This is a genomic window from Pantoea sp. C1E2, assembly GCF_056491465.1.
In genome coordinates this window covers 4,057,791-4,069,659 of record NZ_JBSZHT010000002.1, presented here as the reverse complement: position 1 = coordinate 4,069,659, position 11,869 = coordinate 4,057,791, and the positions used below count along the sequence as shown (strand labels likewise).

At 53.5% G+C, this 11,869-nt stretch carries 10 protein-coding genes; all 10 read left to right on the top strand.

Translation table 11 applies throughout. The features are described 5' to 3' along the window. Window positions 1–20 precede the first annotated feature (20 nt). A complete protein-coding gene (mutL, locus tag ACXI0A_RS19285) occupies window positions 21–1,877 on the top strand; it encodes a DNA mismatch repair endonuclease MutL (protein ID WP_476150829.1) in 1,857 nt (618 codons plus the stop codon). Continuing rightward, window positions 1,870–2,811, top strand: a complete 942-nt coding sequence (gene miaA, locus ACXI0A_RS19280; protein ID WP_224933994.1) for a tRNA (adenosine(37)-N6)-dimethylallyltransferase MiaA — start codon at window positions 1,870–1,872, stop codon at window positions 2,809–2,811. Before mutL ends, miaA begins: the two co-directional genes overlap by 8 nt. Window positions 2,812–2,921: 110 nt before the next feature. Then, window positions 2,922–3,239, top strand: a complete 318-nt coding sequence (gene hfq / locus ACXI0A_RS19275; RefSeq protein WP_034829366.1) for an RNA chaperone Hfq — start codon at window positions 2,922–2,924, stop codon at window positions 3,237–3,239. A gap of 80 nt (window positions 3,240–3,319) precedes the next feature. Then, window positions 3,320–4,600, top strand: a complete 1,281-nt coding sequence (hflX, locus tag ACXI0A_RS19270) for a ribosome rescue GTPase HflX (protein WP_224933993.1) — start codon at window positions 3,320–3,322, stop codon at window positions 4,598–4,600. 113 nt (window positions 4,601–4,713) lie between these two features. Continuing rightward, window positions 4,714–5,952: an FtsH protease activity modulator HflK gene (gene hflK / locus ACXI0A_RS19265; RefSeq protein ID WP_200576663.1), complete on the top strand. Its 1,239-nt coding sequence runs from the start codon at window positions 4,714–4,716 to the stop codon at window positions 5,950–5,952. Between the two features lie 3 nt (window positions 5,953–5,955). Next, on the top strand, window positions 5,956–6,960 hold the full coding sequence (gene hflC, locus ACXI0A_RS19260) for a protease modulator HflC (protein WP_224933992.1): 1,005 nt from the start codon (window positions 5,956–5,958) through the stop codon (window positions 6,958–6,960). Between the two features lie 58 nt (window positions 6,961–7,018). Further along, a complete protein-coding gene (locus tag ACXI0A_RS19255; protein ID WP_200576668.1) occupies window positions 7,019–7,219 on the top strand; it encodes a DUF2065 domain-containing protein in 201 nt (66 codons plus the stop codon). Window positions 7,220–7,395: 176 nt separating this feature from the next. Continuing rightward, the gene (locus ACXI0A_RS19250) at window positions 7,396–8,694 is read left to right on the top strand and encodes an adenylosuccinate synthase (protein WP_224933991.1); all 1,299 of its coding nucleotides are present in this window, start codon (window positions 7,396–7,398) and stop codon (window positions 8,692–8,694) included. A 192-nt stretch (window positions 8,695–8,886) separates the two neighbouring features. After that, entirely contained in the window at window positions 8,887–9,330 is a 444-nt protein-coding gene (gene nsrR / locus ACXI0A_RS19245; protein WP_224933990.1) for a nitric oxide-sensing transcriptional repressor NsrR, read from the top strand. A 16-nt stretch (window positions 9,331–9,346) separates the two neighbouring features. Continuing rightward, on the top strand, window positions 9,347–11,797 hold the full coding sequence (rnr, locus tag ACXI0A_RS19240) for a ribonuclease R (protein ID WP_224933989.1): 2,451 nt from the start codon (window positions 9,347–9,349) through the stop codon (window positions 11,795–11,797). Window positions 11,798–11,869: the final 72 nt, after the last annotated feature.

Here is an 11,869-nt window from a genome sequence, read left to right as displayed (position 1 = left end):
CCTTTTAAAGGATCACCACCATGCCAATACAGATTTTACCGCCGCAGCTGGCGAACCAGATTGCCGCAGGCGAAGTGGTTGAGCGTCCGGCGTCGGTCGTAAAAGAGCTGGTGGAAAACAGTCTTGATGCCGGCGCGACGCGCATTGACGTTGATATCGAAAAGGGTGGCGCGAAATTAATCCGCATCCGCGACAACGGCTGTGGCATCGACAAATCCGAACTGGCCATGGCGCTGGCTCGCCATGCCACCAGTAAAATTGCCTCGCTGGATGATCTTGAGGCGATTATGAGCCTCGGTTTTCGCGGCGAAGCCCTCGCCAGTATCAGTTCGGTTTCACGTCTCACGCTAACCTCTCGCACTGTAGATCAAACTGAAGCCTGGCAGGCCTATGCGGAGGGGCGTGATATGGATGTCACGGTGAAACCCGCTGCGCATCCTGTCGGGACGTCGTTGGAAGTGCTCGATCTGTTTTACAACACGCCGGCGCGACGTAAGTTTATGCGCACCGAGAAAACCGAATTTACCCATATTGATGAAGTGATTCGCCGCATCGCGCTGGCACGCTTTGACGTGGCGATTTCGCTGACCCACAACGGCAAGATGATTCGCCAGTATCGCGCGGTGGATCAGGAAGCCCAGCGTGAACGCCGACTGGGCGCCATCTGTGGCACCACCTTTATGCAGCATGCACTGCGCATTGACTGGCAGCATGACGATCTGGCATTACGTGGATGGGTGGCCGATCCCGCCGGGTCACGTCAGGTGACGGATCTGCAATATTGCTACGTCAATGGCCGCATGATGCGTGACAAGCTAATCAACCATGCTATTCGGCAAGCGTACCAGACGCAGTTGGGTGAAGATCAGCAACCCGCTTATGTGCTGTATCTGGAGATCGATCCGCACCAGGTTGATGTCAACGTTCATCCCGCCAAGCACGAAGTCCGTTTTCACCAGTCACGCCTGGTGCATGATTTCATCTGGCAGGGCGTCATGAGCGCTTTGCAGGCGAGTCGTGCTGCTGAGTTACCTGGCACACATGCGGAAGAGCCTGCGCCAAAGTGGCAGCCAGAGAACCGACAGGCAGCAGGAGCGAATCATTTTGCGCAGCCTGCCAGCACATCACGCAGTAGCGGCGTTGCGGCGGCGAGTGGCGCACAAGCCAACTGGCAGAGTAAAGAGCCGGTCTATCGCGCACGTGAAGGTGCCGCCTACCAGCAGCTAATGAAAACGCCTGTGGCCGAAACTCTTCGTGCCACCACGCCACAATCAGCCCGCGCGCGTCAGCCTGAAGCACAAGAAGCCCCGTTGGCTGCACATGCGCAAAGTTTTGGCCGCGTGCTGAGTGTGATGCATGATCAATATGCGCTGCTAGAACGTGGTCATCAATTACAGTTGTTGTCACTGAGTGTGGCCTCACGCTGGCTGAAACAGGCCCAGTTACAACCGGGAGAAGAAGGCCTGAAACCTCAACCTTTACTGATCCCGGTACGGCTGAAAATTGCCAAAGAAGAGTTGAATGTGATTGATGCCCAGAGCGCGTTACTTGGGCTGATGGGCATTGATTTACAACGAGAAGGTCAGCACGCCACCCTGCGCGCTGTCCCTTTACCGTTACGCACACAAAATTTACAAATCTTGATTCCAGACCTGTTAGGCTATCTGGCCCGGCAGCAAGAGGTTTCTGCATCGGCGCTGGCCCAATGGCTGGCACGTCGTGATGATGCAGAAAACGCTCACTGGAATCACTCGCAGGCGATTGCACTGCTGGCAGAGCTTGAAAGGCTTTGTCCGCATCTGCTCAAGTCGCCGCCTTCAGGTCTGTTACAGACCATTGAGATTGAGAGCGCGATTAACGCGTTGAAGCATGAGTGAACTAAACCAGGCTAGCCGGCCAAAGGCAATTTTTTTGATGGGGCCTACCGCCTCCGGTAAGACGGCATTAGCGATTTCGCTGCGTCAGCAACTTCCGGTGGAACTTATCAGCGTTGACTCTGCCTTAATCTATCGCGGGATGGATATTGGCACGGCGAAACCGTCGGCAGAGGAGTTAGCACTGGCGCCCCATCGTTTGCTAGACATTCGCGACCCAGCGGAAGCTTATTCTGCTGCAGAGTTTCGTCGCGATGCGCTAGCGGAAATGGCGGAGATTACCCAGAAGGGTAAGATTCCGTTGCTTGTTGGTGGAACCATGCTCTACTTCAAGGCGTTACTTGAAGGATTGTCGCCGTTGCCCTCGGCCGATCCCGAGGTGCGTCAGCAGATAGAGCAAATGGCGGCGGAGAAAGGGTGGGATGCCTTACACCGCCAGCTGTGTGAAATCGATCCGGTCGCCGGTAGTCGTATTCATCCGAATGATCCGCAGAGACTTTCGCGAGCACTGGAAGTTTTTTTTATTTCGGGTAAAACTTTAACGGAACTGACAAAAACGTCCGGCGAAGCGTTACCCTACGACGTGTACCAGTTTGCTATCGCTCCGGCGAGTCGTGAACTGATACATCAACGCATTGCGTTGCGTTACGACCAGATGCTAGCGTCAGGATTTGAAGCGGAGGCTCGTGAACTGTTTGCACGAGGTGATTTGCATACGGATATGCCTTCCATTCGTTGTGTAGGTTATCGCCAGATGTGGTCTTATCTTTCTGGTGAAATCGATTACGACGAAATGGTTTATCGGGGAATTTGCGCCACCCGGCAGCTCGCTAAACGCCAGATGACCTGGTTACGTGGCTGGCCCAACGTTCACTGGTTAGACAGTGACGAGCCAGAATTAGCCCGTAATGCGGTGCTTCAGGTAGTTAGTGCGTAGCAGGGACGATTGTGTACAATTGGTCTGTTATCGTGCGCAAATTTTTACGCAGTTTTTCTGAACCACGGTTCTTAAAGTAACAAACAACAAGCATATAAGGAAAAGATAGAATGGCTAAGGGGCAATCATTACAAGACCCGTTTTTGAACGCATTGCGTCGTGAACGTGTACCGGTTTCGATCTATTTGGTGAATGGTATTAAGCTGCAAGGGCAAATTGAATCCTTTGATCAGTTCGTCATTCTGTTGAAAAACACGGTTAGCCAGATGGTGTATAAGCACGCCATCTCTACAGTGGTTCCTTCTCGTCCGGTTTCGCACCATAGCAATAACCCGGGCGGTAGCGGTGGCAGCAGCAATTACCACCATAGCGGAAGCAACCAGGGCGCTCAGTCGCAGCCACAACAAGACGGCGATAACGCAGAATAATTTTGCGCTGCCGTAAAGCCAGGGCTGGGGAGCGAAAACGTTTTCCCGTCCTGGTTATTTTATTTTAGCGAGGTTATAGCTTGTTTGACCGTTATGATGCCGGTGAGCAGGCCGTACTGGTACACATCTGGTTCTCCCAAGACAAAGAGCTGGAAGATTTGCAGGAGTTCGAAACTCTTGTCTCTTCTGCGGGCGTCGAAGCGCTGCAAGTGATTACTGGCAGCCGTAAAGCGCCACATCCCAAATATTTTGTCGGTGAAGGAAAGGCAGTTGAAATTGCCGATGCGGTGAAAGCGAGTGGAGCATCGGTCGTGTTATTCGATCATGCCTTATCGCCTGCCCAAGAACGTAATCTCGAGCGAGTGTGTGAATGTCGCGTGGTCGACCGCACTGGCTTAATTCTCGATATTTTTGCTCAGCGCGCCCGTACCCATGAGGGTAAATTACAGGTCGAGCTGGCACAGTTGCGCCATATGGCAACCCGTTTGGTGCGTGGATGGACGCACCTTGAACGCCAAAAAGGCGGGATCGGTTTGCGTGGTCCCGGTGAAACGCAGCTGGAAACGGACCGTCGTTTACTGCGTAACCGCATCAGTCTCATCCTTTCCCGCCTTGAGCGTGTGGAGAAGCAGCGCGAACAGGGCCGACAAGCACGCGCCAAAGCCGATGTGCCTACCGTTTCGCTGGTGGGATACACCAACGCCGGCAAATCTACCCTGTTCAATGCGGTGACCTCAGCCAATGTGTATGCGGCTGATCAGCTGTTTGCGACTCTCGATCCTACTTTGCGTCGCCTGAATGTGGCAGACGTGGGGGACGTGGTATTAGCGGATACCGTAGGTTTTATCCGCCACCTACCGCATGACTTAGTCGCGGCTTTTAAAGCCACACTGCAGGAAACACGTCAGGCGACGCTATTACTGCACGTGATTGACGCCGCCGATTTGCGCGTCAATGACAACATCGAAGCCGTCAATGAAGTATTGGCAGAAATCGAATCGGATGAAATTCCCACGCTGTTGATTATGAACAAAATCGACATGCTGGAAGGTTTTGTGCCGCGTATTGATCGTGATGAAGAGAATAAGCCGACGCGCGTCTGGCTTTCTGCTCAGAGCGGTGAAGGTCTACCCTTACTTTGGCAGGCGTTGTCTGAACGCTTAGCCGGTGAAATTGCGCAGTATGATTTACGTCTGCCGCCGGAAGCGGGCCGTTTGCGCAGCCGCTTCTATCAGCTGCAGGCGATTGAGAAAGAATGGAATGAAGATGATGGTTCTGTGGGGATGCATGTGCGAATGCCGATCGTTGACTGGCGTCGTTTGTGCAAACAGGAACCCTCGTTAGCCAGTTATATTGTTTGATATTGCCCTAACGCCTTTACCCAAATCATTGAAAATTGCTGCAATTATTTCTCTGGGCTGCAATTCGAAATAGGAAGGGTAAAAAACGTAAATACAATAAATGGAGTAGAAACATGGCGTGGAATCAGCCCGGAAATAACGGACAGGACCGCGACCCGTGGGGAAGCAGCAATAATCAAGGCGGCAACTCTGGGGGAAATAAGGGAGGGCGCGATCAAGGGCCTCCTGATCTGGATGATATCTTCCGTAAACTGAGTAAAAAACTCGGCGGACTGGGCGGTGGCAAACAGAGTGACAACAATGGCCAGCGCGGCGGCGGTAGCGGTGGCAAACTGGTTGGCATCGTAGCCGTAGCCGCAGTCGTCATCTGGGCTGCCAGCGGTTTCTACACCATCAAAGAAGCAGAACGTGGCGTTGTGACCCGTTTTGGTAAGTTCAGCCATCTGGTTGAGCCGGGCCTGAACTGGAAGCCGACCTTTATCGATCAGGTGCGAGCCGTTAACGTTGAAGCCGTGCGTGAACTGGCCGCCTCTGGCGTGATGCTGACTTCGGACGAAAACGTGGTGCGCGTGGAAATGAACGTGCAGTACCGCGTGACCAATCCTGAGCAATATTTGTATGCGGTCACCAGCGCTGACGACAGCCTGCGTCAGGCCACCGACAGCGCGCTGCGCGGCGTGATTGGTCGTTCCACCATGGACCGTATCCTCACCGAAGGCCGTACCGTGGTGCGTAGCGAAACGCAACGCGAGCTGGATGAAACCATCCGTCCTTACAACATGGGTATTACCCTGCTTGACGTCAACTTCCAGGCGGCACGTCCACCGGAAGAAGTGAAGGCCTCGTTTGACGATGCCATCGCCGCACGTGAAAACCGCGAGCAGTATGTGCGTGAAGCAGAAGCCTATTCCAACGAAGTACAGCCGCGTGCGAACGGTCAGGCGCAGCGTATTCTGGAAGAAGCCCGCGCTTACAAAGAGCGTACGGTATTAGAAGCGCAGGGTGAAGTAGCACGCTTTGCTTTACTGCTGCCGGAATACAAAGCGGCACCGCAAATCACCAAAGAGCGTCTGTATATCGAAAGCATGGAACGCGTGCTGAGCCATACGCGCAAAGTATTGGTTAATGACCGTGGTAACAGCCTGATGGTGCTGCCACTGGATCAACTGATGCGCGGTGGTCAGGCTTCAGGTGGTCAGAATGGCCAGAAAAATACCAATTTGATGAAGCTGCCTTCGTCTGGCAGCAGTGCCAGCAATGATGACTCTTCGTCTTACAGTCCGAGCAGCATCATGGACCAGCGTCGCGCCAACGCGTTACGCAACGATACCCAGCGCGCAGGGAGGGAGTAATCGATGCGTAAGCCAATTATTGCCGTAATTATTGTCGTACTGGTGGCGCTGTACGCATCACTGTTCGTGGTGCAGGAAGGTGAGCGCGGTATCGTGTTGCGCTTCGGTAAAGTTCTGCGTGATAACGAGAACAAGCCGCAGGTTTATGCGCCGGGTCTGCACTTCAAGATCCCATTCATTGAAACCGTGAAGTCGCTGGATGCCCGTATCCAGACCATGGACAACCAGGCCGATCGCTTTGTTACCAAAGAGAAAAAAGACCTGATCGTTGATTCCTACATCAAGTGGCGCATCAGTGATTTCAGCCGTTACTACCTGGCAACCGGCGGTGGTGATGTTTCTCAGGCTGAAGTGCTGCTGAAACGTAAGTTCAGTGACCGTTTGCGTTCTGAAATGGGTCGTCTGGATGTGAAAGACATCGTGACGGATTCACGTGGCCGTTTGACCACCGACGTGCGTGATGCGCTGAACACCGGTACCGCAGGCAGTGATGACGAAGTGCAAACGCCAGCAGCTGATGATGCGATTGCCAGCGCGGCAGCCCGCGTTGAGCGTGAAACCAACAGCAGCGAGCCAGCACCGAATCCGAACAGTATGGCTGCACTGGGTATCCAGGTGGTTGACGTGCGTATCAAGCAGATCAACCTGCCGGCTGAAGTGTCTGATGCTATCTACAACCGTATGCGCGCAGAGCGTGAAGCGGTTGCCCGTAGCCAGCGTTCACAAGGCCAGGAAGAGGCAGAAAAACTGCGTGCTCAGGCGGATTACCAGGTCACTCGTACTTTGGCTGAAGCCCAGCGTCAGGCATTGATTTCACGTGGTGAAGGTGATGCGCAGGCAGCAAAACTGTTTGCTGATGCTTTCGGTCAGGATCCTGATTTCTATGCCTTTATCCGCAGCCTGCGTGCTTACGAGAACAGCTTCTCTGACAACCAGGATGTGATGGTGTTAAGCCCGGATAGCGATTTCTTCCGCTTTATGAAGGCGCCGACTAACACCGCGCGTTAAGAACTGATATAACCTTGAGGCCGACAATGTTGTCGGCCTTTTTTTTGGGAAAAATAGCATGAACACAACCATCTGGATGGCGCTGGCATTAGTTCTGGTGCTGGAAGGGCTGGGTCCGATGTTTCTGCCGCGCATCTGGCGCCGCATGATTATTTCAATGGCGCAGTTGCCCGATCGTATCCTGCATCGTTTTGGCGGTGGGTTAGTGGTAGCGGGCGTAGTGATTTATTACATGTTGAGCGTGCACGCGAGCGCATAGCGTTAAATTTGAGCGATAACGCACGGCTAAATTGTGTCTTGCAGTCAATGTTTCCCCCAACATGTTGTATTGATCAAAACGCGGGCAAAAAACCGCGCAATCGTATGCTAAAAGTGCTGAAAGTGAGCAAAACCGATGGTAGAATCCATTTTTAAGCAATCGGTGATTTTGAAAAAATGGGTAAGAACGTCGTCGTACTGGGCACCCAATGGGGTGACGAAGGTAAAGGTAAGATCGTAGACCTTCTGACTGAACGCGCGAATTACGTTGTGCGTTACCAGGGTGGCCACAATGCTGGCCATACACTTGTCATCAACGGTGAAAAAACCGTCCTCCACTTAATTCCATCTGGCATCCTGCGTGATAACGTGACCAGCATCATTGGTAATGGTGTTGTGCTGTCACCTGAAGCGCTGATGAAAGAGATGAAAGGCCTGGAAGAGCGCGGTGTGCCGGTACGTGAACGTCTGCTGATCTCTGAAGCATGTCCACTGATTCTGCAATATCACGTCGCAATGGACCTGGCGCGCGAAAAAGCGCGTGGCGCCAAAGCGATCGGTACCACCGGTCGTGGTATCGGCCCAGCCTACGAAGATAAAGTTGCTCGTCGCGGTCTGCGCGTGAGCGATCTCTTCAACAAAGAAACCTTCGCCGTTAAGCTGAAAGAAATCGTCGATTTCTATAACTTCCAGCTGGTTAATTACTACAAAACTGACGCCGTAGACTACGAAAAAGTGCTGAGCGATACGTTGGCTGTGGCTGACATCCTGACCAGCATGGTAGTTGACGTGTCTGAACTGTTGGACGGTGCGCGCAAGCGTGGCGATCTGATCATGTTCGAAGGCGCGCAGGGTACGCTGTTGGATATCGATCACGGTACTTATCCGTACGTGACCTCGTCTAACACCACTGCGGGTGGCGTGGCGACCGGTTCCGGTATTGGTCCGCGTTACGTTGATTACGTGCTAGGTATCGTTAAAGCTTATTCAACGCGTGTCGGTGCGGGTCCATTCCCAACCGAACTGTTTGATGAGACAGGCGAATTCCTGTGTGCACAGGGCAACGAGTTTGGCGCGACCACCGGTCGTCGTCGTCGTACCGGCTGGCTGGATGCGGTTGCGGTACGTCGCGCAGTACAGATTAACTCCCTGTCAGGTTTCTGCATGACCAAACTGGACGTGCTGGATGGCCTGAAAGAAGTGAAAATCTGTGTGGCTTATCGCATGCCGGATGGCCGCGAAATGACTACCACGCCGCTGGCTGCTGAAGGTTGGGAAGGTATTGAGCCAATCTATGAATCCATGCCGGGCTGGAGCGAAACCACCTTTGGCGTGAAAACGCTGGAAGGTCTGCCGCAGGCAGCGCGTGACTACATCAAGCGTGTGGAAGAAGTGACCGGTGTGCCGATTGATATTATTTCAACTGGCCCGGACCGTAGTGAGACCATGATTCTGCGTGACCCGTTCGACGCATAATCTTACATGGCCGGACACTGTCCGGCCTTTGTTTATCCGCTCTTTGACTCCGCTCACTCTCTTTTTTCTTGCAATTATCGATACTTGCCTAAGAAAAAACGCACCGGCCTTCACGCTCTGGTTTATCATCATACTTAAACACCACGCCGACCGGCGCATAACCCTAACGCCCGATGATTCACCGAGGTATATGTGCAGCTAACGAGTTTCACCGATTATGGTCTGCGTGCGCTGATTTACATGGCGACGTTGCCGGAAGGTAAGCAGACCAACATTACCGAAGTCACCGATACCTACGGGGTGTCGCGTAACCATATGGTTAAAATCATCAACCAACTAAGCCGGGCTGGCTTTGTCGCCGCAACTCGCGGTAAAAACGGCGGAATTCGTTTAGGCATGGACCCGGAAAAAATCGTCATTGGTCAGGTTGTGAGAAGAATGGAGCCTTTGCAGTTGGTGAACTGTGAAGAGTGCGCCATTACGCCGGCCTGTCGTCTGCGCAAGGCGCTGCACGATGCGGTCCAGTTATTCCTCAAAGAGTTGGATAACTATACGCTGGCCGATCTGGTCAAAGATAACGATTCACTGTACCAAATTTTATTGTCCGAACCGCCGGTGGCAATCCAAATTAAATGACATCGGAGGAACCGTAATGTCAAAAGATCCTTTCCAGGATAGAGAAGCAGAAAAGTACGACAACCCCATTCCAAGCCGCGAATTTATTCTGGCGCTGTTAGAAAAGCGTGAGAAACCCATCAATCGTGATGAAATTGCTCAGGAATTGAATATCACCAGCGAAGACCAGCTCGAAGCGCTGCGCCGTCGTCTGCGCGCCATGGAGCGTGATGGTCAGCTGGTGTTTACCCGTCGTCAATGTTACGCCTTGCCAGAGCGCCTCGACTTACTGCGCGGCAAAGTGATTGGCCACCGTGATGGCTATGGCTTCCTGCGCGTTGAAGGCCAGAAAGATGATTTCTATCTTTCTGCTGAGCAGATGAAATTTTGCCTGCACGGTGATGTGATCCTGGCGCAGCCGGGCAGCGCTGACCGTAAAGGTCGCCGCGAGGCGCGTGTAGTGCGTGTGCTTGAGCCGCGCAACAGCCAGATCGTGGGTCGTTACTTTACCGATGCCGGTACCGGATTTGTGGTGCCGGATGACAGCCGCCTGAGCTTTGACATTCTCATCCCGCAGGAAGAAACACTTAACGCGCGTATGGGATCGGTTGTGGTGGTAGAGATCATCCAGCGCTCGACCCGTCGCACCAAAGCTATCGGCAAAGTGACCGAGATTCTCGGTGACGATATGGGTACCAGCCTTGCCGTTGATATGGCGCTGCGTACCCATGAAATTCCGCATACCTGGCCTGAAGAAGTCGAGAAAGAGATTTCGAAGCTGCAAGAGCAGGTGCCGGAAGCCGCGAAAAAAGGGCGTGTTGATTTACGTGAGTTGCCGCTCGTCACTATCGATGGTGAAGATGCGCGTGACTTCGATGATGCGGTCTACTGTGAGAAAAAACGCGGTGGTGGCTGGCGTCTGTGGGTTGCGATTGCGGATGTCAGTTATTACGTGCGTCCAGGTACGGCGTTAGATGACGAAGCGCATCAGCGCGGCACGTCGGTCTACTTCCCGTCGCAAGTGGTGCCCATGCTGCCGGAGATTCTCTCTAACGGCCTGTGCTCGCTGAACCCGCAAGTTGATCGTCTGTGCATGGTGTGTGAGATGACCATCTCTTCCAGCGGCAAGCTCACCGGCTATAAGCACTACGAAGCGGTGATGAACTCCCATGCGCGTCTGACCTACAACAAAGTGTGGAACATTCTGCAGGGCGATACCGAGCTGCGTGAGCAGTATGCTGCACAGGTTAAACACCTTGAAGAGCTGCATCACATGTATCAGGAGCTGGAAACTGCGCGTGAACAGCGTGGCGGTATCTCCTTCGAAACTGAGGAAGCGAAATTTATCTTCAATGCGGAACGCCGTATCGACCGTGTTGAACGCACCGCTCGCAACGAAGCGCACAAGCTGATCGAAGAGTGCATGATCCTTGCTAACATTGCCTCAGCACGTTATGTCGAGAAGCACGAAGAGCCGGCACTGTTCCGCGATCACGATCGTCCGAGCGAAGACAGCATCAAGAGCTTCCGTACCGTGCTGAACGAGCTGGGCTTAAGCCTGCCGGGTGGCATGAAACCGCAGCCTGTTGATTATGCAGCACTGCTGAAGCAAGTGGCCGAGCGTCCAGATGCGGAAATGCTGCAAACCATGCTGCTGCGTTCGATGAAGCAAGCGGTATACGATCCTGAGAACCGCGGCCACTTCGGCCTGGCGCTGCAGTCGTATGCGCACTTCACTTCGCCGATTCGTCGTTATCCTGATCTGCTGTTACACCGCGCGATCAAATACCTGCTGGCGAAAGAGCAGGGCACGCTGAAGGGTAACACCACGCCAAACGGCGGTTATCACTACGATATGCAGCAGATGCTGCAACTCGGCCAGCACTGTTCACTGACAGAGCGCCGCGCCGATGAAGCTACGCGTGATGTGGCAGACTGGCTGAAATGCGACTTTATGCAGGATCAGGTCGGCAATGTGTTTAACGGTGTGATCTCTAGCGTCACCGGATTTGGTTTCTTCGTACGCCTCAACGATCTGTTTATCGATGGCCTGGTGCACGTTTCTTCACTGGATAACGATTACTACCGTTTCGACCCCGTCGGTCAGCGTTTGATTGGTGAATCCGGTGGTCGTACCTATCGCCTTGGCGATACGGTGGAAGTGCGCGTGGAAGCGGTTCACATGGATGAGCGCAAAATCGACTTCGCGCTGATCTCCAGCAAACGCGTACCGCGCGGTGAAGGTAAAACCGAGCGTGAACGTGAGAAGCGCGGCGGTAAGCCACCGGCCAGACGTCGTCGCGATGCGGGTAAAAAGGGCACCTTCGAGCCAGATTCAGCGTTCCGCAGCGAGAAGAAAAAGCCTGCGGCTGCTGAGCCATCGGCAAACACCGAGAAAAAAGGCAAAAAAGTCTCTGAGAAAACCCGTAAAATCGCCGCCGCCACCAAGGCCAAGCGTGGGCCGAAGAAGAAACCTAACGAAGCCTGAGGGCTGGGTCACCAAGCTTGAAGACCTGAGCATACCTTAAAGCCAGGGTCGCCATTAATGGCGACCCTACGT